The sequence below is a fragment of the uncultured Sphingomonas sp. genome (assembly GCF_964235535.1).
Lineage (GTDB): Bacteria > Pseudomonadota > Alphaproteobacteria > Sphingomonadales > Sphingomonadaceae > Sphingomonas.
The window spans coordinates 14,235-34,766 of the sequence record NZ_CAXSBH010000005.1 but is presented as its reverse complement, the minus strand read 5'-3'; the positions used below and the strand labels follow the sequence as shown (position 1 = coordinate 34,766).

Sequence of the window (20,532 nt, the reverse complement as noted above, 5' to 3'; positions counted from 1 at the left end):
CCGCAAACGGGCTTGTGACACGGCGCGCCCGGCCTTAGCTCTCGGACGATGGGATCGCCCCCGAACGACATCGACGCACGTACCCCCGATCGCCTCGCCATGGGCGGACTGGTCGATGCGCACGGCCGCGTTGTCCGCTATCTGCGTATCTCCGTCACCGATCGCTGCGACCTGCGGTGCCGCTACTGCATGGCCGAGACGATGACGTTCCTACCCCGGTCGGAACTGCTCGCGCTCGAGGAGATCGCGATCATCGCGGAGCGCTTCATCGCGCGCGGCGTCACCAAGATCCGATTGTCGGGCGGCGAGCCGCTCGTCCGCCGCGACGTAGGCGATCTTGTCGCCAGGCTGGGCCGCCATGTCGGCCGCGGCCTGGACGAGCTGACGATGACGACCAACGGCACGCGCTTGGCCGATCATGCCCAATGCCTCCACGCCGCGGGCATCCGCCGCGTGAACGTCAGCCTCGACAGCCTCGACCCCGCCCTGTTCCGTCACATCACTCGCCACGGAGACCTCGCCCAAGTGCTCGGCGGCATCTTTGCCGCGCGCGACGCCGGCTTGCGCGTCAAGATCAACACCGTCGCGCTGCGCGGTCTCAACGAGCACGAACTGCCCGACATCCTCGCCTGGACGGTCGAACACGGATTCGACCTGTCGCTGATCGAGACGATGCCGCTGGGCGAGGTCGACGAGGACCGCACCGACCGCTTCCTGCCGTTGACCGAGGTGTTCGCCGACCTGTCCGCCCGCTTTGCGCTGACCCGCGACGCGCATCGCAGCGGAGGCCCTGCACGATATTGGTCGGTGGGCGATAGCGGGACCCGGCTCGGCCTCATCTCCCCGCTGACCGCGAATTTCTGCGACGGGTGCAACCGGGTCCGCCTGACGACCGACGGCAAGCTGTATCTATGCCTGGGTCACGACGACCAGGTCGATCTCAAGGCGGCGCTCCGGGGCGGCGGTATTCCGGCGCTCGATGCCGCGATCGACCACGGCCTGCGGATCAAGCCCGCTGCGCACGACTTTCGCATCGACGGAGCGACCGCGCCCGCCGTCGCCCGTCATATGAGCGTCACCGGCGGATGAGCGATCCGCCGCGGCGCGCGCTGGTCGCATCGCCCACGCCGTCCGCCCAGACCGCGATGCGCGACTTGGCCGACGCCGATGACTGGGTCGGCTTCGAAGACGCTGACCTGGTGGTGGCGCTCGGCGGCGACGGTTTCATGCTTCAGACGCTTCACGCGATGCTCGCGCGCCGCCGTCCGGCGGTGCCGGTGTTCGGCATGAACCTGGGCACCGTCGGTTTCCTGATGAATGACTGGCGCCGTCACGGCCTCGCCGAACGTCTGCTTCACGCGCGGGAGTTCAGGATCTCGCCGCTCGCCATAGCCGTGACCGGCATGGACGGCCGGGTCCACCAGCTCCCGGCAATCAACGAGGTGTCGCTGCTTCGCGAGACGCGCCAGACCGCCAAGCTGGAGGTAACGGTCAACGACCGCGTCGTCATGCCCGAACTCGCTTGCGACGGCATCCTGGTCGCCACGCCCGCAGGCTCCACCGCCTACAATCTGTCCGCGCAGGGCCCCATTCTGCCGCTCGGCTCCGCGCTCCTGGCGCTTACCCCGATCAGCCCCTTTCGCCCCCGTCGCTGGCGCGGCGCGATCCTGCCCGATAAGGCGCGCATCTCGCTGCGCGTCCTCAACCCCGCCAAGCGCCCGGTGTCCGCCGTCGCCGACGACAATGAGGTCCGCGACATCTCGCGCGTCGACGTCTCGGTCGACCGCGCGCGACAGCTGACGCTGCTGTTCGATCCGGAGCATGCGTTGGACGATCGGATAACGATGGAGCAGTTCATCGCGTAGGGCGGCTTGGCGCGCCCCGCGCCAAGACTCGCCCAAGCGCGGTCGGCGTAGCGCAGCTTCGACCGACGACACGGCTTTGCCGGGGCGCTCTGCCTTTCGGAAAGGCTTGCACCCCATTCGCACCGCATTATACGCCACCCCACGGCGCTGTTCCCTGATAGCTCAGCGGTAGAGCATTCGACTGTTAATCGAATGGCCGTAGGTTCGAATCCTACTCAGGGAGCCACCGCCGCATTGCGCTACGTTACTGGTTTCGTGCGTTTTTCTCGTCGCGGAACCTGGTCCGTTCATCGCACGTTCCACCTCCGACCGTTAAGCAACGGGTAATTCGCCGCATCCGCCGCGAACGGAGAACGTAAAGATGCGTCCTGGATTTGGCCGCAAGGCCGTGCTCGCCGCGATCGCCGCCAGCACCTTCGTCGTCGCGGGTTGCGCGACCGAGACCACGTACCGCCCGGCGCAGGGCCGCGGCTTCTATCGTACCGGCTTCAGCGAACAGCGGGTCGAGCCCGATCGCTTCATCGTCAGCTTCGGCGGCAACAGCGTGACCGAGCGTGACACGGTGGAGCGCTACCTGCTTTTCCGTGCCGCCGAGCTTACGGTCCAGCAGGGCTACGATTATTTCGTGACCGTCGAGCGCGAGACGGATCGACAGAGCCGGACCTACTCGACCGGCTTCGGCTATGGCGGCCTCGGTTACGGTGGGTTCGGTTACGGCGGCTTTAGTCCTTATTGGAACATGTACGGCCGCGGCTTCGGCTATCGTCGCTTCGGCGGCGGGTTCGGAGGCTTTGGTGGCGGGTTTGGCGGCTATGGCGGCTTCGGGGGTTTCGGCAACGATTTCGACATTCGTCAGGTCGACCGGTTCGAGGCCACCGCCGAGATCGTGCTGCGCCGCGGCCCGATCCCCCGCGACAACCTCCGCGCGTTCGACGCTCGCCGGGTGATCGATACCGTGGGACCGAGCGTAGTGCTCCCGCAGGATCGTCGGCGCTAAGGCTCGCGGCCCGCGTTACGCGGGACTAGCCGCGAGCCCGGCCGACAGCGGGGCGAGCCTTTCTCGTCCCTGCTGATCGACGACACGGGCTTTGCCCGTGTCCTGCCTAGTGCGATCGGGAGAACACCGCCGAAGCCAACCAGCTTCGGCGGTGTTTTTGCGTCCCGTTCAGGCAGTCACCGTCCCGTGGCAATGTTTATATTTGCGCCCCGAACCGCACGGGCATGGCGAGTTCCGGCTGACGACGCCTTCCCAGGTCGCCGGGTCCTCGCCGAACTCCACCGGATCGGGTCGCGGGATCGACAGCGGCGGCAATTGCGCGCGCACCAGCCCGCGCGCCGCCGCGTCGAGGTCGCGCGTATCGTCCTCGCCGGTGAACGGGTCGAAATGGCTGGTGATGAAGTCCGGCAGCTCGGGCAGCGCCGGCGGTCCGTCCATCCGGAACTGCGCATGAGCGACCGTTCGCGTCACATCCTCCCGGATCGCGTCGAGCATTCGCGAGAACAGCGCGAACGCCTCCTGCTTATACTCGTTGATCGGCGTCTTTTGCGCATACGCCCGCAGATGGACGACCTGCCGCAGCGCATCGAGCGTCGCGAGATGCTCCTTCCAATGGTGATCGAGATTCTGCAGCAGGATCGACTTCTCGACCTGCGTCCAGGTATCCGGGTCGAGATCCGCAGCTTTCGCCGCGACCTGCGCGTCGGCCGCCTCGCGCACGCGCTCCTCGACGATTTCCGGATCGATCGCCTCTTCCTTCAGCCAATCGTCGACCGGCAGGTCGAGCGCCAGCACCTCGTCGAAGCGCGCCTTCATGGCGGCCACGTCCCACTGTTCGGGATACGAGTTGGGCGGGCACGCCTCGCCGACGATGACGTTTACCGTCTCCGCGCGCATATCGATCACCACGTCGCCGACCGCGTCGGCGTCCATGATGTCCGACCGCTGCTCGTAGATGACCTTGCGCTGGTCGTTCATCACGTCGTCATATTCGACGACCTGTTTGCGCACGTCGTAGTTGCGCGCTTCCACCTTCTTCTGGGCGGTCTCGATCGCCTTGGACAGCCACTTCGATCCGATCGCCTCGCCATCCTCGATGTTGTTGCGCATCATCTTGGCGAACAGCGTGTCCGGCCCGAAGATGCGCAGCAAATCGTCATCGAGCGACAGGTAGAAACGACTGAGCCCGGGGTCGCCCTGACGCCCCGACCGGCCGCGCAGCTGGTTGTCGATACGCCGCGACTCGTGCCGCTCGGTGCCGAGCACGAACAGCCCGCCCGCCGCCAGCACGCGCGCCTTCTCCTCGGCGATCTCCGCGCGGATGCGATCGATCGCCGCGTCGCGCTCCGGCCCCGCGACCATGCCCGCCAGCTCGTCCTGCATCCGGAACTCCAGGTTGCCGCCGAGCTGGATGTCGGTGCCGCGTCCGGCCATGTTGGTCGCGATCGTCACCACGCTTTCGCGCCCCGCCTGCGCGACGATCCGCGCTTCCTGCTCATGCTGCCGCGCGTTCAGGACCGAATGCTCGACGCCTTCCTGCACCAGGAAGTCGGACAGCAACTCCGATTTCTCGATCGACACGGTGCCGACCAGCACGGGCTGACCGCGCTCCGCATGCTCGCGGGTCTTCTTGGCAATCGCCCGGAACTTGTCGGGCGTATCCTTGTAGAACTCGTCCTCCTCATCGACCCGCTTGACGCCGACGTTGGTGGGGATGGTCACCACGTTCATCTTGTAGATGTCGTAAAACTCGGCCGCCTCCGTCGCGGCGGTGCCCGTCATCCCGCTCAATTTGGGATACATACGGAAATAGTTCTGGAAGGTGATCGACGCCATCGTCTGGTTCTCGGGCTCGATTTCGACGCCTTCCTTCGCCTCGACCGCCTGGTGCAGCCCCTCCGACCAGCGTCGCCCGTCCATCATGCGCCCGGTGAACTCGTCGATGATGACGACCTTGCCGTCCTTGACGATATAGTCGGTGTCGAGCTTGAACATGACGTTCGCGCGCAGCGACTGGTTCAGATGGTGGACCACCTGCGTATTCTCGAAATCGTACAGATTCTGCCCCTGGAGCAGCCCGGCGGTTTCGAGCATCCGCTCGACCTTCTCCGTCCCATCCTCGGTCAGCACGATCGAGCGTTGCTTCTCATCCTTGCTGTAGTCCTCCGGAACCAGCCGCTTCACCACCGCGTCGACCGAGATGTACAGCTCCGACTTGTCGTCCGTCGGCCCGGAGATGATCAGCGGCGTGCGCGCCTCGTCGACCAGGATCGAGTCGACCTCGTCGACGATGGCGTGCGCGAAAGGCCGCTGGACCATCGACGTCCGCTCATACTTCATGTTGTCGCGCAGATAATCGAAGCCGAACTCGTTGTTCGTGCCGTAGGTGATGTCGCTGGCGTAGGCGTTCCGGCGCTGCTCGTCGGTCAGGTTGGGGACGATCACGCCCACCGACATGCCGAGGAAGCCGTACACGCGCCCCATCCACTCCGCGTCGCGCGCAGCGAGATAGTCGTTGACGGTGACGACGTGGACGCCGTCACCGGGTAGCGCGTTCAGATAGCAGGCAAGCGTCGCGACCAGCGTCTTGCCTTCGCCCGTGCGCATCTCGGCGATCTCGCCGCGATGGAGGACGATACCGCCCACCATCTGCACGTCGTAATGCCGCTGGCCGAGCACGCGCTTGGCCGCCTCGCGCACCGTAGCGAACGCCTCGGGCAGCAGGTCGTCGAGCTTGGCCCCTTCCGCCAGCCGCTCGCGGAACAGGGCCGTCTGACCGGCGAGCTGCTCGTCCGACATGGCCTGGAGCGCGGGCTCGAACCCGGCGATCTTAGCGAGCTGAGGGTTGAGCGATTTAACGTATCGGTCGTTGGACGAACCGAACAGCGATTTGGCGAAGCCGCCGAGCATAAGCGTATTCCTGTGAGTGGTGGCGGTCGCGCGACCTTGGTGCGCACCGGCCATGAGCTGGATATAGGGCTGGGTCGGCCGAAGCCGAGCGAACCGACGCTACTCGCGCCGACGCGACGCCCATAATCGCGCGGGTGCGGCTCTCGGCTCCGAATGCGCCGCCGGCTCCGGCTCGGCGACCTTGGTGCCCACCGGCCTGGTCGCCAGCAGCACATGCGCATGCGCCCGCACTCGTGTCGGCGTGACGGCCGACGCGCTCGCCGCTACCGCTTGGATCCCCGGCGGACGCGCGCTCGCGCCCGCGCCGGTGAGCGCGGCGAACAGCGCGGACAGGAGGAGGAGCAGCCTCATCGGCACCGCGATACCCGACCGGACCTGTACCGTCCACTAACGCACGGGCGAACGCGGGACTTGGAGCGACCGCGATGCGTTCACCGCCCATGCACCAGCCCAGCCAGACCGCCGCGATCATCACCACCCGCCTCCTCAAACCGGGTCGGGAGGACGAGTTCGCCCGCTGGGCCGAACGGCTCGACGAGGCCGCGAAGCGGGACGCCGATGCGGCCGGCGTCGTGCGCCTCGAACAGCCCAGCGGCCTCGTCTATGCCGTTCACCGTTTCCGCACCGAACAGGACGCCAGGCGTTGGCGGGATGCTCCCGCCCGTCATGCGTTCGACGCGGAGGCCGAGGCCTTCTCCTCGGGTTGCAGCCAGCTGGAGATCGGCGCCCGCATCCAAGTCCGCGTGCCGAGCGAGACCGCCATTCCCAAATGGAAGATGTGGCTGGCGACGTGGCTCGCGGTATTTCCGCTCCTGCTTGCGCTCAGCGGCCTGATCTCGCTGTTCCCGGCCGATCTGCCGCCGCCGGTCGAGCTCGCCGCGACCTCGCTCGTCATGACGGCGACGCTCACCTGGCTCGTCCTGCCGCGCATCCGCAGGTCGCTCCGCCCCTGGCTCCTCGCCGGCGAGGATGGCGGTCTGCGCAAGGAACCCGGCTGATCGGACGCTTGGCCGCTCGCCGGCGCCGCATTATGGGATGCGCATGACCCCCTCCCCCCTCGCCCGGCCCTTTCCCGACCTCCCCGCCATCGCCGGCGCGACCGCGCGCACGGCGCGTGCGGGGTACAAGGATTGGGACCGCTGCGACCTGACCTTCGTCGCGCTCGATCCTGGCACGACGGTGGCCGGGGTCCTCACCCAAAGCCGCTGTCCCTCGCCCGAGGTCGACTGGTGCCGCGCCGCCCTGACGCTCGGTCATGCCCGAGCGCTCGTCGTCAACGCCGGCAACTCCAACGCCTTCACCGGCGCGCGGGGACGCGATGCGGTCGAGGCGATCGCCGCGCGCACCGCGCAGGCGATCGGTTGCCGACCGTCCGACGTGTTCATCGCCTCCACCGGCGTGATCGGCGTGCCGCTACCCGTCGACAAGGCCGAAGCCGGGCTGGACCTCGCATTCCGGTCCCCCCCTTGTGCCTGGCGCGAGATGACCGACGCGATCGGCACCACCGATACCTTCCCCAAGGGCGCGGTGACGCGGGCCGTCGTGGACGGCCGCACGGTGACGCTGGTCGGCGTGATCAAGGGATCGGGGATGATCGCTCCCGATATGGCGACGATGCTCGGCTTCATCTTCACCGACGCCGCCGCCGGGCCCGAGTTCCTGCAACGCGCGCTGTCCCGAGCCAACGCCCGCAGCTTCTCGTGCATTACCGTCGACGGCGATACGTCGACCAGCGACGCCGTGCTGGCGTTCGCGACCGGCCAGGCGGGCAACGCTGCGCTCGCCGACGACGAAAGCCCCGGCGCGGACGCCTTCCACGCCGCGCTCGACGATCTATGCCGTCGGCTTGCGTTGTTGGTGGTCCGCGACGGCGAAGGCGCGACCAAGCTGATCGAGGTCCGCGTAACCGGCGCCGAGAGCGACCGCAGCGCGCACCGCATCGCGCAGTCGGTCGCCAACTCGCCGCTCGTGAAGACCGCGATCGCCGGCGAGGACGCCAACTGGGGCCGCGTCGTCATGGCCGTCGGCAAGGCCGGCGAACCCGCCGACCGCGACCTGCTTTCGATCCGCTTCGGCGACACGCAGGTCGCGCGCGCGGGAATGAGAGTAGAGGCCTACGACGAAGCGCCCGTCGCCACGCACCTGCGGGGACATCAAATCGAAATCGGCGTCGACCTCGGCCTGGGGGACGGCGCGGCGATCATGTGGACCTGCGATCTGACCCACGGCTACATCTCGATCAACGCCGATTATCGGAGCTGATTAGTCCAAAGCCGGCGCGAGGTCGTTGTTCTCCTCGATGCGCAACATGCGAATGTCGCGCACCGACGGCTGAAACCAGTCATAAGTCCGCTTCAGCTCCTGGACGACCAGCACGCAATCGACTGCGGTGACGCGGTCGTTCCCGAAATAGGTCGAGCCCTGCCGCCAGTCGAACCCGCGTTGTTCGAGCACGCGCCTGACATCGGCATAGGCATTTCGCCAGGACGCATTCGGATAGGTATTCTCGAGCGTACTCGTGTCGAGATCGAAAACGATGGCGTACATGCTTCCCCCGCTCGTGGCCCGAACGTCGCCGCGACGGTTATGGCCGGCATCGACTTGCATGTTCGGACCTTACCGAAGGCGCTGCGTTTACGCCAGTGCGCCCTCCAGCCACCCTTTCAGCTGGCTCTTCGGCGCGGCGCCGACCTTGGTCGCCGCGGGTGCGCCGCCCTTGAACAGGATCATGGTCGGGATGCCGCGAACGCCGAACTGGCCCGGCATTTCCGGATTGTCGTCGATATTGAGCTTCACGATCGACACCTGCCCGCCCAACTCGTCCGACAGTTCCTCCAGCGACGGCCCGATCATCTTGCACGGCCCGCACCATTCCGCCCAGAAATCGACGAGCACGGGCACGTCCGACTGGAGCACGTCGGCCTGGAAGCTCTGATCGGTGACGGTCTTGGTGGGCATGTACGACACTCCTGTAAATCGCTGGCGGATATCTGGGCATCCGTGCTCGCTCCCTCAACGACGCGCGGCCTAGCTTTGCTCCACGTCCGCGAAGCGCGGCTTGTGCGCCGTCATCAGCGCGTCGGGCAGCGCGAACGACACCGGCCCCGCCGTGTAGAGCAACGCCGCCTCGACCGGCCGCTCCGGGAAGATCACCCGCAGCGCCGCCACGTACGCCGCCATCTGCCGCAGATGGTACTCGGGCACCTCCTCCAAGGTCGCCGGCACGTTTCGCGTCGTCTTGAAGTCGACTACCCTCACCAGCGTATCGTCGATCAGCAGCCGGTCGACGGTTCCCGACACCACGCCGCCATCCACCACCGCCGTGATCGGCGCTTCCGCCAGCGAGTCCGGTCCGAACAGCTCGGCGAAACGCGCATCCTCCATCACGCGCAGCGCCGCATTCGCGATCGCCGACCGCTCGCCCGCATCCTCGATCCGCCCCACGGTCTCCAGCCAATGCTCGGCCGCCGCGCGTCGTTTGTCGGGAGGGCACGGCGGCAACCGCTCGAACAGCGCATGCATCAGGGAACCCCGCTCCGCCGCCGCGCGCATCGCGCTCGACGGCGGCGGGTTCGCGACCGCGTCGCCGCCGATCGCCGATGGGGCTAGCGGGCGCGGCGGGCGTTGCTCGTCGGGTACGGGCCGCCTGGCCCAATCCGGCAAGGCCATCGCCGCACCGGGCTCGTCCCGCTCCGCCCCGCGCCGCCTGACCGGCCGCTCGGGCACCGTGCCCTGAAACACCCGCTCGCCCCGGGGGTCCTCGTCGGCGCTCTCCACCTCCAGCGCGTCGAGCGCGTCCGCCGCCGCGCGGTACCAGCTCATCGCCGGCGGCACGCCCTTGGCTCGCGGGCCGAGCGACCCGGCGATGACCAGCCGCTCCTCCGCGCGCGTCGCCGCGACATAGAACAACCGCCAATGCTCCTCCAGCTCGCGCGCGTCCGCCGCCTCGATCGCCGCGCCCATCGGCCCGCCCCGCTCCGCCGCGCGCGGCCGGAACACGGGAAGCGCGACGCCCAAATCGTCCGGCGTCCAGCGCAACACCGACCGCGGCGTCGACGTCGGGTCGATCGTCGCGTCCGCCAGGATCACGAGCGGCGCCTGCAGGCCCTTGGCCCCGTGCGCCGTCATCACCCGCACCGCGTCGAGCGGCGCGGACGGGTCGCGCACGATCTCCACCTCGCCCCGGTCGAACCAGTCGAGGAAGCGCTGGAGCGACGGCGTGGTCGTCGTCTCGAACGCCAGCGCGGCGTTCAGCAGCTCCTCGATCGGATCGCGCGCCTCCGCCCCCAGCCGCCGGAGCAGCTTGCGGCGCCCGTCCAGCTCGCCCGACAGCATCTCCTCCAGGAACGCGTAGGGCGTCAGCAGGTCCGCGCGCGCCAGCATCGCCCTGAGCGGCGCGACCCGCTCGCGCGCGTCTCCCGCCGTCAGGTGCGACCACAGGCTCCCCGTCCGGCGCACCGACGCCAGCATCAGCTCGTCCTGCGTCCAGCCCATCAGCGGCGAGACGAGCAGGCTCGCCAGCGACAGATCGTCGCCTGGCTGAAGCACGAACCGCACCGCCGCCAGCAGGTCCTGCACCGCCAGCGGCGCGTTGAGCCGGAGCCGGTCGACCCCCGCCACCGGCACCCCTTCCGCATACAGCCGCGCGACGAGCAGCGACGCGAGCGTGCCGCGCCGCTTGACCAGCACCATGACATCCTCGGGGCGGAGCGGCCGTCCCTTCGATCCGAGCATCAGCCCGTCCCGCAACCATCCCTTGATCGCCGCCGCTATCCGCCGGGCGTTCTCCCGCACGGCGTCGTCGATCCACCCTTCCTCGTCCTCTTCCGACCCGCCATCGACGATCGCGGGCCATAGCGTCACCGTGCCCGGTCCCGGCACCTCGCTCCGGTGCGTCTCGGGCGGATCGTACAGCCCCAGCTTGGGTTCGGGGATCACGCCGAGCGCCCGGTCTACGAACTCCAGCACGGGTTTGGTCGACCGGAAGGACTGCACCAGCGACAACTGCTGAAACGGCAGCCCGCGATCCTGCTCGGGCATGTCCTCGTCATAGACCTCGCCTGCGCGCCCGCTGAACGACCGCTCCGCCGCCTCGAAATATTTCGGATCGGTCCCCTGGAACCCGAATATCGCCTGCTTGTAGTCGCCCACCGTAAACAGCGTCCGCGTGCGCGGCGCATAGATGCCGCGCCCGACGAAGAACTCGTCCACCAGCGCGCGGATGATCCGCCACTGGTCGATATTGGTGTCCTGCGCCTCGTCGATCAGCACATGCTCGGTCACCTGGTCGAGCTTGTAGCGCACCCACTCGCCGATCCCCGGCTGCTCGAGCAGCGCCACCGTCCGGGCGATCAGGTCGTTGAAATCGACCCCGCCCGCCCGCCGCTTCGCCGCCGCGTACGCCCGCGCATAGTCGCGCCCGACCTCCAGCCCGTCCGCGAGCAGATCGGCGTAACCACCGCGCGCCACCTTCCCCTGCACCGACACCGCCCATTCGCCGATCCCGGCCGCGATCTCGTCGTAATCGGGCTCCAGGTCGATCAGCTTGCGGCTCGTCTTCTTGAGCACGCCCTCCTTGGTGAAAACGACGGCGCGGATGTCGTCGACATAGGCCAGCCGCACGGCCGGATCGGACTCGATCCACCCCGCGATGATCTCCGCGTTCTTGGTACCAGTCGCGGTCCCCCACCGCCGGTTCGCCGCCGCGATCCGCCCCAGCGCGTCCTCATCCTGCTCGGCGTACTCCGCTGCCAGCGCCTCGGCGATATCGCCTGAAGGCAGATCAAGCGAGCGCCGTACCCACGGGCCGACGCCCGACGGCATTTCCTCCAATGCGGCGCCGACCCACGCGCACTCGGTCAGGAACTGCTCCGCCCCGCCCTCGCCCAACCGCCGGCTGAGCGCCCCTATCACCGCCACCGGCCGGTCCCGCCCATCGCGCTCCGCCTGCGCCAGCATCGACGCCAGCGTGTCGCGCATCAGCACCGACTCCTCGCGCGCCTCCAGCGGCCGGAAGCCCGGCCCCAGCCCCGCCTCGACCGGAAACGCCGCGAGCAGCCCCTGGCAGAAGCCGTGGATCGTCTGGATGCGGATGCCCCCGCCCGGCGCGTCGAGCACCTTGGCGAACAAAGTCCGGGCGGCCTCCTGCATCTCGGGCGTCGGCCGCTCGCCCAGCGCCGCCAGGTCGAGCGCCAGGTCCTTGAGCGGCATCCGCACCCACGCCGCCAGCCGCCGCCCGATCCGCCCCGCCATCTCGGCCGCGCCCGCCTTGGTGAAGGTCAGCGCGAGGATCGCGCCCGGATCGACCCCACGCAGCAGCAACCGGAACACCCGCGCGGCGAGCACCTGCGTCTTGCCCGTCCCGGCGGACGCGGAGAGCCACACATGCGCGAAAGGGTCCGATGCGGCTCGCTGCGCCCCATGCAGTGGAGGCAGGTTGCCGATCCGGTCGGAGGCGGCGGTCATCGACCCTCTTCCCCCGTTCCCGTCATGCCGAACTCGTTTCGGCATCCAGCGTTGTGCACACGACGCCCGCTGGTCGTATGCTCGCCGCTGGACCCTGAAACAAGTTCAGGGTGACGGAGGAGAAAGGACGGGCTCACCCTACCCTTCCCGCCCATACCATTCGTCGCGCCGCATCAGCTGGTCGTACTCCGCATAGGGCGCGTATTCCGGCACCAGCTTGGCGGTGAAGGGCGCGTCGCCCGTCAGCCACATTTCCGCCGCCGCCACGAACTGCGCCGCCGCCCGCGTCGTGAACTCGTCGGTCCTGACCTTATCCTTGGCCCCCTCCGGATCGACCGGCGACACCACCTTGCCGAACCCGTCGCGGCTCCTGGCCAACGACCAATATTCGAACGCCCCGGCCGCCCCCGCCACTCCCGGAAAACCGCCCCGCTCGGCGATCACGCCAAGCATCCCCAGCTGCATCGAGAACCCTTCGCGCACCGCCGCGGTCGAGGGCGCCTGCCCCGTTTTATAATCGACGATCGCGATCCCGCCGTCCGGCAACCGGTCGATCCGATCGTACCGACCCGACAACGTCACTCCGCCGATCTCGACGACGCCCTTGCCCTCCGCCTGCCACACGCTGCGCCCGCCATCCGCGTCCTGAGCGGTGCGCGCCGCGATCCAGTCGATCGCCTCCATCAGGCGCGGCGACCACAGCGCCCGGATCAGCGGATGCGTCAGCTCGTCCGACATCAGCGCCCGCGCCCGCGCCGGCAGCTTCGCGGGATCGGCCGCGTCATGCCGCCACCATTCCTCCAGGATCAGGTGGACCGCCGTCCCCCGCCACGCCGCGCTCGGATCGGCGTCGACCGGCTCCATCCGCATGAGCCCGAGCACGCGGCGCGCATAGAAGGCGTACGGGTCGGCCTTCAGCCGGTCGACCTCCGTGACCGATATCCGGATCGGCCGCAGCTCGGCGGGCGGCATCGGCGCGGGCCGGTCGGCGGGCAGGTGCTCGCCCGGGTCGTCCAGCGCCTCCGCCCACGCCTCCAGATCGCGTGCGCGTTCGAATCGCTCCCCGGCCAGCGCCTCCAGCCGCAACCAGAAGCGCGAAGCCAGCGTCGGCGACTTCGCATCCCGGCGGCTCCGCGTCATCAGCGCCTCGGGTGCGCCCAGCGCCTGCCCGAAATCATGCGCCGCGACCCCCACCCGCCGCTCCAGCCCGGGCAGTCCCAGCTCCTGCCGGATGCGCGGCGCGAGCCACGGATCGGGCGCGGGCGTCCCCGGCCAGACCCCCTCGTTCAACCCGCCCAGGATCATCAGGTCCGCCGACTGCAGCCGCCCCTCGATCTGCCCATAGATGGCCAGCCGCGGATGCCCTCCGAACGGCGGCCGCACGGCCTGCTCGTCGAGCAGCGTCCGGAGCAGCGGCGCGAGCCCCTCCGGATCGATCAGCTGCGGCCCGACCGCGCTCTCGCGCTCCAGGTCGCTCAGGAACTCGGCCGCGCACCGCCCCGCCGGTCCCGCCCACAGCGCGTCGCCGCACAAGCCGTCCGCCGCCTCGCGCAGGCACGCGATCAGCCCGCCCATCGGCTGCGGCCCCTGCGAGTAGGTCTTCGACACGGGTTCCAGCAGCGCGCAAACGTCCGGCCACCAGGCGAGCGCCAGCGCCCGCGCCTTGGCGTCGGGCACATGCTCGTCCGCCAGATGCGCCGCGAGCCCGTCCAACCCGGGCGAAGGCCGAGGCCCCCGGAGCACCATATCCAGCGCACGCACCCCGCGCAGCCATTCCACACGCCGCTCGCCCGACCTGACCAGCGGATGCTTGAGCAGCGTCAGCAGCGTCAGCGGTGGCCAACGCTGCGCCGCCGCCTCCGCCAACGCCAGCAGCAGCGTCCCCGGCGGCAACAGCGCCAGCGGCCGTCCCGCTGAATCGTCGATCGCGATCCCCCAGCGCCGGCAATGCGCCCCCACCCGCGTCGCGAGCGCCCGGTCGGGCGTGATCAGCGCCGCGGTTCGCCCCGGTACCTCGACCGCTTCGCGCAATGCGAGCGCGATCCCCTGCGCCTCGGCCGCCAGCGTCGGAAACTCGGCCGCCGACACGCCCGTCAGCCGCCGGTCCTCCGACCGCAGCGCGCTCCATTTCCCCGTCGCCTCGGCCGGCGCGAGCGCACTGGTGATCGCACGGCCCCGCGCGACGCTGGCGTCGTGATCGCTCCCGTCGCGCCACCGCCTGACCTCCGCGCGCGCCACGCCCATCCGGTCCAGCAGGAACTTCAGGTGGAACTGCGGATGCGTCTCGATCGACCGCTTCGCGCGACCGCCGTCGGGGCCGGGTGCGTGCGGCCCCAGCGCCTCCCACTCGTCGTCGGGCACGCGCATGTCGACGCCCGCCATCACCACCAGCCCGCGCCGCATCCCCGCCACGCTCCGCAGCAACCGCGCGACCGCCGGAGCCGAGTCCGTCACCCCCGCCGCGCATACGAAGCCCGCGGGCGGCTCGTCGCGCCACCGCGCCGCCAGCCGGTCGATCACGCGCGCGCGCCGGTCGGCCGCGTCGATCATCCCCATCGCTTCGAGCTCGCCCGGCCAGCGGTCGAGGATCGTCTCGAACAGCTGCAACGACCGCTGCCAATGCTCCGACAGCTCGGGCGCGAGGTCGATGGTGTACAGCCGCTTCGGGTCGATCTCCTCCACGATCAGCTGGTCGAGCGTGCGCGCCAGCTCCCCCGCCAGCCGCACCGCCTCGCCCGCCTCGACCGGCATGCCCGCCGCCGCCCGCTCCTCCACGATCAGCCGCGTCAACTTCATCCGCCGCCGCATCGCCGGGACACCGGGTGGGATCGGCTCCGTCTCAACCGGGTCGAGCGCCGCGCCCACCCCTTCGCCCAGGTCGGGATCGCCCAGCGCCACCAGCCGGGGCAGCAGCAGCGCCCCCCCGCTCGCGCGCACGAACGCGTCGGTGATCGCGCGCACCGACCGGTTGTTGGGCAGCAGCACGATCCCGCGCACCACCGCCATCGGCTCGCCCCCGAACCGCCGCAGCAACCCCGCGACGAGCGCGTCGGAAAACGCCCGGTGATCGGGGATGGTGTGGACGTTCAGGCGAGCCGCCTCAGCCATCCAGCAGCATCGCCTCGGTCCGCGGGATCGCTTCGGGCGTCCCGACATCGAACCACATGCCCTGATGGACGACGCCGTAAGCCCGCCCCGCCGCGATCGCCCGCTCCCAGAACAGCATCGTCGAGAACGGGCCGGCGGGTGCGTCCCGGATCAACCGGGGGTGGATCATCTGCACGCCCGTATAAACGAACGGCGCGGTCGTACCCTCCCGGCGACGCTTGGTGATCCGCCCGTTTGCGGCCACATGGAAATCGCCCTGCCCCCGGAAGTTGTTCGCGCGCGCCAGCGGCACCATCAGCAGCAGCGCATCCATCGCGTCGTCGTCCCACCGGTCCGCCAGCGACCGCACCGCGTCGGTCGGCCCGTCGACCCACAGATTGTCGCTGTTGACGACCAGCACCGGCTCATCGCCGAGCAGGTGCCGAGCCTGGACCAGCCCGCCACCCGTCTCCATCAACCGCGCGCGCTCGTCCGACACGACGATCTCGATCCCGCGCACCTCGTCCGCCAGATGCGCCTCCAGCATGTCCGCCAGATAGTGGACGTTTACCACGGCCCGCTCGACCCCGCCCGCGCGGAGCCGGTCGAATACATGATCGATCAGCGCGCGCCCAGCGAGCTCGACCAGCGGCTTGGGCCGCGTCGCCGTCAGGGGCCGCATCCGCGTGCCGAGTCCCGCCGCCATGACCATCGCGGTGCGCGGCACGCGGCCGCCCGGACCGTTCCTCACGCGCCGACCACGCTCGGGTCGCCGCGCTTGTCGGCCGGAATGTTGGCGCCGAACCAGCGCCGCACCGGCTCCAGCACCGGCTCCGCCAGATCGCGCTCCAGATATCCCCAGACGCGCGGGCACAGCGCCGGGTAGCGCGTCTTGCCGTCGCGTCGCCACAGCCGCGTGAAGATGCCCACGATCTTGGCGTTCCGCTGCGCCCCGAGCACGTGGTACGCCCGCATGAAGTCCTCGCCCGCCCCGGTCGCGGCGACGTACCGCCCGAGCATCGCCGCCTCCAACGCCGGCGCGACATCCCGCCGCGCGTCCTTCAGCAGCGATACGAGGTCGTAAGCCGGATGCCCCGCCAGCGCATCCTGGAAATCGAGCAATCCCAGCCCATCGCCGACCAGCATCAGGTTTTCGGCGTGGAAGTCGCGCAGCACCGTCACCGGCTCGCCGGCCTGCGAATCGTCGAACACCGCATCCCACGCCGCCCGGTAGCCCTCCGCATCGACCTCCAGACGCACCGCCGGGCAGTACCATTCGGTCAGCAGCTCCGCCTCGCGGTGCAGCACCGGGCGGTCGTACGGAGCGAACGGCCCGGCCGGATGCCCGCGCAGCGCGACGAGCACGTCCACCGCCGCCGCGTACAGCGCCTCCTCGCGCCCCGGCTCGGCGTCGGCGACCTCGCGCATTCGCGCATCGCCGAAATCCTCCAGCAGCACGAGCCCGCGCTCGGGGTCGGCCGCGTGGACCCGCGGCGCGGCGAAGCCCCGCTCCGCCAGCCATCCCCCGACCGCCAGGAACGGCCGCGGGTCCTCGTGCGGCGGCGGCGCATGCATCAACACCGCCTGCTCGCCGCCCCGCTCGACCCGGAAATACCGCCGGAACGACGCGTCGCCCGCCAACGGCAAGATCGCCGCGCCGCCCCACCCGGCGCTGTCCAGAAACGCGGCGGCGTCCGCCGGCGGGGTCATGTCGGCCATCGCCGCTCCCAAGCCGCCGGGGCGACCCAAGTCAAGGCGCGCGCGCCGTCCGCCTCGATCGCCAGCGCCAGCCGCAGCGCGTCCGGCCAAGCGTCGGCCTCCGCCCGCTCCGGCCACTCGATCACGAGCACCGAGTCGGCCAGCGCCTCGTCCAGCCCGAGCTCCTCGACCTCACGCGGATCATCGACGCGGTACAAATCCACATGCGTCACCGCCACCCGCACCTCCGGCGGCGCGTAGGGCTGGACGATGGCGAAGGACGGCGACGGCGCTTCGCCCTTGAGTCCCAACGCCCGCAGCAATCCCCGCGCCACGCTCGTCTTCCCGGCCCCCAGCGACCCCGACAGAGTGATCACGTCCCCCGTCCGCACGACGGCCGCCAGCGAAGCCCCGAACGCTTCGGTAGCCTGCGTATCCGGAAGAAGCATCAAGCTCAAAAGCCCCTCCCCTTTAGGGGAGCGGTTGGGGAGGGGAACGCAGCTTGATGTCGGCAGCCCGACGGTTCCACCCGCGACCAGCGTCCTCCTCCCCAAACCCCTCCTCTGAAGAGGAGGGGCTTTAGACACCGTCCCCTCATCTTCTAGGCAGCTCCACGGTTACCAGCGTCCCCTCCCCAACTTCGCTGACCAGCGCGATCTTACCCCCGTGCGCCTCGACGAATTGCTTGGCGAGCGGCAGCCCCAGCCCCAGCGCGCGCTCGCCGCCCGGCTGTATGCCCGGTTCCGCGAACCGTTCGAACGCCGACCCCGCCGCAACCGCGTCCATTCCCGGTCCGTTGTCGGACACCACGATTCGCGCGCGCGTCGCGTTGCCTTCGGCGTGGAGCAGCACGCGCCCGCCGTCCGGCGTCGCAGACACCGCATGGCGCAGCAGATGCTCCACCACCTCGCGCAAACGCCGGGCGTCTCCGGTCACCCGCCCCGTCGATCGCGCCACCTCGACCGCGAAGTCGAGCTTGCGCCGTTTGGCCGCGGGCGACACCGTTTCCGCCGCCGCGCGGAGCACCGCGGCGAGATCGACGTCACCCCGCTCGATCCCGCTCTCGGCCGCGTCCCTGGTCAGATCGAGCACGTCGTCGATCAGCAGACCCAGCCGCTCGACCGAGTCGAGGATCGCCTCGACATACGCACCCCCCTCGTCCGTCAGCTTGCCGGCGTACCCCCCATGCAGCATCTCGGCGAACCCGCTGATCGAGGTCAGCGGGGTGCGCAGCTCGTAGCTCATATTGGCGACGAACGCCGTCTTTACCCGGTCCGACGCCTCCAGCGCCTCCGCGCGTTCCCGTAACGCGCGCTCGATCTTGCGGCTGTCGGAGATGTCGAGCATCGTGAACAGCGCGTTGCCGTCGGGCAGCGGCACCGCAGCGAACTCGAAATGCCGCCCGTCCGCGAACGCCACCCGCCCGCCACGCTGCTGTCGCTCGCCCGTCGCCGACCGCACCAGCTCGCCGATCAACGCCGCGCGCGAGGGCGTCGCGAGCCGCGTCGCTGCCGCCTGCGCAAAGGCGTCGACACGCGGATGGCCGCCGAGGAACTCCTCCTCGAACCCCCACAGCGCCCGGAACCGCGTGTTCCACAGCTGCAGCCGCCCGTCCGACCCGAACACCCCGATCGCCTCGAACAGATTGTCGAACGTCGCCGCCCTGACCCGCAGCAACGTATCGCGCGCGCTCGCCAGCTGAACCTGCTCCGTCCGATCCTCGAAGATCAGCAGCAACCCGCCGTCGGGCAACGGTTGCGCCACCACGCGCAGATGGACGCCGCCCGACAGGTGCCACGCCTCTTCCGCCTGGGCTTCCGCGCCGGTGAACCACTCGCGCCGCTCCGCCTTCCAACCCGGAAAGTCGCGCACTTCGGGTAGCCGGTTCGCCTCGCGCATCCGCTCCAGCACCCGGTCGAACTCGGGCCGGTCAGCGAGCCATTCGGCCCGCATCGCGAACATGCGCCGGAACGGCTGGTTGCAGAACACCAAGCTTCGGTCCGCGCCGAACTGCGCCACGCCCGCCGACAGCCGGTCGAGCATCGCGCGCTGCGCGTCGGCAAAACGCTTGGATGCGACCCGCGCGCGCTCCAGCTCTTCCACGTCGATCGCGAAGCCGGCCACGCCGCCCGTCGGGAGCGGCACGTCGTACAGGTCGAGCGAGCGCCTCGCGCCGCGGATCGTCGCGGGCAGCACCTGCGAATGCGGCCGCCCGCTTTCGCGCGCCGTCGCGGCGCCGCCGAGCGGCCCGCCCGCCCCCGACGCCTCGACCAGCTCCAGCCCGCGCGCGACGACATCGACCGCGTCGCGCCCCTCGACCGCGTCGACATAGGCGGAGTTGACCATCGTCAGCCGCAGGTCTCGGTCGCGGTACCACATGGGTAGCGGGGCCGCCTCGATCAGCGCGACTAGCGCGTCGAACGATTGCCCAAGCGATCCAACCTCGCCGCGCAGCCGCCCGATCTCCGCCTCGCTTTCCGTCGCGTCGAACGCCCACAGCACGACGTTGGACTGCCCCAGCTCGCCCGGCGCGCGCGCGCCCTTCAGCGTCAGCGTCCGCTCCGCCCCGACCGGCCTGACGGCCCGCGTGAATGGCCGCCCGGCCAGCCGCGCCGCGTCCACGTCGTGCGCCAGCGCCTCGGCATCGCCCAGCTCCAGCCCTGCGCCGGCCCCGGCCAGATCGGTTAGAAATTGAGGCGGCGCCGTCAGCCCCAACCAGTCCGCCATTCGCCTGGGCATCTCTACCCGCCCGTCAGCGCGCACCACCGCCGCCATCGCCGGCGCGGTCCTGAGCATCGTCTGCAGCCGCCGGTTCTCCACGGCGATCGCCTGAACCTCGCCGCGCGCGCGCAACCCTACGAAGGCCAGCCAACCCGCCCCGCCGAGCAGCAGGAACAGCACCACCCCCAGCAGCACCAGCCCGCCGCTCGTCACGCTCTCCAAGTCCGACCCCCGCCCATGCGGGATAGCTTAGCGCAACGGCGCGACCGACAGAACCGACAAAGCAATCGTCAGAACAGCGCGCCCGTCTTCACCCGGACGCCCAGGAACAGGAACCGGCCAACCGGGCTGACCGGATAAGCCGAGTTCGTCGGATACGGGTCCTTGTCGGTCAGATTGTTGACGCCTCCATACAAACCGAACCGATCGTTCAGATCGAAATTGAACGACACGTCGTGCACAAACAGCTCGCCTGCAAAGCCCGCCGGACCGGCTACGTCGTCCGCCGTTTCGATCTCGACGCCGCCCAGCGCCTGGCCGTCGATATATTGCAGCCGATAGCCGAGCGTGAACGGCCCGCGCGTGACGTTCACCGATCCCGTCGCGCCGAATTCGGGTCGCCCCTGCTCGCCCAGCTCCGGATTGACGACGGTCGGGTCGGCGGGGTCGAAGAACAGGTTCAGCTTCTCCGTCCAGTTGCCGGTCGCCCGCAGCTGCACCCGGTTTTCCCCGAGCCGAAACTGGTACGACACCGATGCGTCGATGCCCGCCGTCTCGATCCGCCCGAAA

General features: G+C 69.7%; 16 protein-coding genes and 1 tRNA gene. 6 read left to right on the top strand and 11 right to left on the bottom strand.

The window, feature by feature from the left end; all coding sequences use genetic code 11:
* The first annotated feature begins 48 nt into the window (after window positions 1-48).
* The 4 genes from moaA to ACFE7F_RS03025 all read left to right on the top strand — a co-directional run bounded on the left by moaA (window position 49) and on the right by ACFE7F_RS03025 (window position 2,862).
* A complete protein-coding gene (gene moaA / locus ACFE7F_RS03040; protein ID WP_375402364.1) occupies window positions 49-1,089 on the top strand; it encodes a GTP 3',8-cyclase MoaA in 1,041 nt (346 codons plus the stop codon).
* Entirely contained in the window at window positions 1,086-1,865 is a 780-nt protein-coding gene (locus tag ACFE7F_RS03035) for an NAD kinase (RefSeq protein WP_375402363.1), read from the top strand. Before moaA ends, ACFE7F_RS03035 begins: the two co-directional genes overlap by 4 nt.
* A 151-nt stretch (window positions 1,866-2,016) precedes the next feature.
* A tRNA-Asn gene (locus ACFE7F_RS03030) sits at window positions 2,017-2,091 on the top strand.
* Window positions 2,092-2,226: 135 nt separating this feature from the next.
* On the top strand, window positions 2,227-2,862 hold the full coding sequence (locus ACFE7F_RS03025; RefSeq protein ID WP_375402362.1) for a hypothetical protein: 636 nt from the start codon (window positions 2,227-2,229) through the stop codon (window positions 2,860-2,862).
* A 168-nt stretch (window positions 2,863-3,030) separates the two neighbouring features.
* Here ACFE7F_RS03025 and secA read toward each other — a convergent pair whose 3' ends face one another.
* Together secA and ACFE7F_RS03015 are read right to left on the bottom strand one after the other, a co-directional pair.
* Entirely contained in the window at window positions 3,031-5,772 is a 2,742-nt protein-coding gene (secA, locus tag ACFE7F_RS03020) for a preprotein translocase subunit SecA (RefSeq protein ID WP_375402419.1), read from the bottom strand.
* 99 nt (window positions 5,773-5,871) lie between these two features.
* Window positions 5,872-6,123, bottom strand: coding sequence for a hypothetical protein (locus tag ACFE7F_RS03015; protein WP_375402361.1), 252 nt, complete (start codon window positions 6,121-6,123; stop codon window positions 5,872-5,874).
* Window positions 6,124-6,197: 74 nt separating this feature from the next.
* On the opposite strand from ACFE7F_RS03015, the gene ACFE7F_RS03010 reads away from it, so the two are divergent.
* Window positions 6,198-6,770, top strand: coding sequence for a hypothetical protein (locus tag ACFE7F_RS03010; RefSeq protein WP_375402360.1), 573 nt, complete (start codon window positions 6,198-6,200; stop codon window positions 6,768-6,770).
* A 43-nt stretch (window positions 6,771-6,813) separates the two neighbouring features.
* On the top strand, window positions 6,814-8,034 hold the full coding sequence (argJ, locus tag ACFE7F_RS03005) for a bifunctional glutamate N-acetyltransferase/amino-acid acetyltransferase ArgJ (protein WP_375402359.1): 1,221 nt from the start codon (window positions 6,814-6,816) through the stop codon (window positions 8,032-8,034).
* Here argJ and ACFE7F_RS03000 read toward each other — a convergent pair whose 3' ends face one another.
* From ACFE7F_RS03000 to ACFE7F_RS02960, 9 genes are all read right to left on the bottom strand, one after another.
* Window positions 8,035-8,319, bottom strand: a complete 285-nt coding sequence (locus ACFE7F_RS03000) for a virulence factor (RefSeq protein ID WP_375402358.1) — start codon at window positions 8,317-8,319, stop codon at window positions 8,035-8,037.
* An 87-nt stretch (window positions 8,320-8,406) separates the two neighbouring features.
* A complete protein-coding gene (trxA, locus tag ACFE7F_RS02995; protein WP_375402357.1) occupies window positions 8,407-8,730 on the bottom strand; it encodes a thioredoxin in 324 nt (107 codons plus the stop codon).
* A 69-nt stretch (window positions 8,731-8,799) separates the two neighbouring features.
* A complete protein-coding gene (gene addA, locus ACFE7F_RS02990; protein ID WP_375402356.1) occupies window positions 8,800-12,237 on the bottom strand; it encodes a double-strand break repair helicase AddA in 3,438 nt (1,145 codons plus the stop codon).
* 138 nt (window positions 12,238-12,375) lie between these two features.
* Entirely contained in the window at window positions 12,376-15,345 is a 2,970-nt protein-coding gene (gene addB, locus ACFE7F_RS02985; protein ID WP_375402355.1) for a double-strand break repair protein AddB, read from the bottom strand.
* Window positions 15,338-16,036: a nucleotidyltransferase family protein gene (locus tag ACFE7F_RS02980; RefSeq protein WP_375402418.1), complete on the bottom strand. Its 699-nt coding sequence runs from the start codon at window positions 16,034-16,036 to the stop codon at window positions 15,338-15,340. The genes addB and ACFE7F_RS02980 overlap by 8 nt, the downstream gene beginning before the upstream one ends.
* Before the next feature lie 35 nt (window positions 16,037-16,071).
* Window positions 16,072-17,034: an aminoglycoside phosphotransferase family protein gene (locus ACFE7F_RS02975; RefSeq protein ID WP_375402417.1), complete on the bottom strand. Its 963-nt coding sequence runs from the start codon at window positions 17,032-17,034 to the stop codon at window positions 16,072-16,074.
* On the bottom strand, window positions 17,031-17,471 hold the full coding sequence (gene tsaE / locus ACFE7F_RS02970; RefSeq protein WP_375402416.1) for a tRNA (adenosine(37)-N6)-threonylcarbamoyltransferase complex ATPase subunit type 1 TsaE: 441 nt from the start codon (window positions 17,469-17,471) through the stop codon (window positions 17,031-17,033). The genes ACFE7F_RS02975 and tsaE overlap by 4 nt, the downstream gene beginning before the upstream one ends.
* 145 nt (window positions 17,472-17,616) lie before the next feature.
* Window positions 17,617-19,965, bottom strand: a complete 2,349-nt coding sequence (locus ACFE7F_RS02965; RefSeq protein ID WP_375402354.1) for a PAS-domain containing protein — start codon at window positions 19,963-19,965, stop codon at window positions 17,617-17,619.
* A 68-nt stretch (window positions 19,966-20,033) separates the two neighbouring features.
* Window positions 20,034-20,495 carry a hypothetical protein gene (locus ACFE7F_RS02960; RefSeq protein ID WP_375402353.1) on the bottom strand — a complete coding sequence of 154 codons (462 nt, stop codon included), beginning with the start codon at window positions 20,493-20,495 and terminating at the stop codon, window positions 20,034-20,036.
* Window positions 20,496-20,532 lie beyond the last annotated feature (37 nt).

Coding starts and splice junctions, on each gene's coding strand:
- moaA (WP_375402364.1), top strand. CDS start 49: ATGGGATCGCCCCCGAACGACATCGACGCACGTACCCCCGATCGCCTC.
- ACFE7F_RS03035 (WP_375402363.1), top strand. CDS start 1,086: ATGAGCGATCCGCCGCGGCGCGCGCTGGTCGCATCGCCCACGCCGTCC.
- ACFE7F_RS03025 (WP_375402362.1), top strand. CDS start 2,227: ATGCGTCCTGGATTTGGCCGCAAGGCCGTGCTCGCCGCGATCGCCGCC.
- secA (WP_375402419.1), bottom strand. CDS start 5,772: ATGCTCGGCGGCTTCGCCAAATCGCTGTTCGGTTCGTCCAACGACCGA.
- ACFE7F_RS03015 (WP_375402361.1), bottom strand. CDS start 6,123: ATGAGGCTGCTCCTCCTCCTGTCCGCGCTGTTCGCCGCGCTCACCGGC.
- ACFE7F_RS03010 (WP_375402360.1), top strand. CDS start 6,198: ATGCGTTCACCGCCCATGCACCAGCCCAGCCAGACCGCCGCGATCATC.
- argJ (WP_375402359.1), top strand. CDS start 6,814: ATGACCCCCTCCCCCCTCGCCCGGCCCTTTCCCGACCTCCCCGCCATC.
- ACFE7F_RS03000 (WP_375402358.1), bottom strand. CDS start 8,319: ATGTACGCCATCGTTTTCGATCTCGACACGAGTACGCTCGAGAATACC.
- trxA (WP_375402357.1), bottom strand. CDS start 8,730: ATGCCCACCAAGACCGTCACCGATCAGAGCTTCCAGGCCGACGTGCTC.
- addA (WP_375402356.1), bottom strand. CDS start 12,237: ATGACCGCCGCCTCCGACCGGATCGGCAACCTGCCTCCACTGCATGGG.
- addB (WP_375402355.1), bottom strand. CDS start 15,345: ATGGCTGAGGCGGCTCGCCTGAACGTCCACACCATCCCCGATCACCGG.
- ACFE7F_RS02980 (WP_375402418.1), bottom strand. CDS start 16,036: ATGGTCATGGCGGCGGGACTCGGCACGCGGATGCGGCCCCTGACGGCG.
- ACFE7F_RS02975 (WP_375402417.1), bottom strand. CDS start 17,034: ATGACCCCGCCGGCGGACGCCGCCGCGTTTCTGGACAGCGCCGGGTGG.
- tsaE (WP_375402416.1), bottom strand. CDS start 17,471: ATGCTTCTTCCGGATACGCAGGCTACCGAAGCGTTCGGGGCTTCGCTG.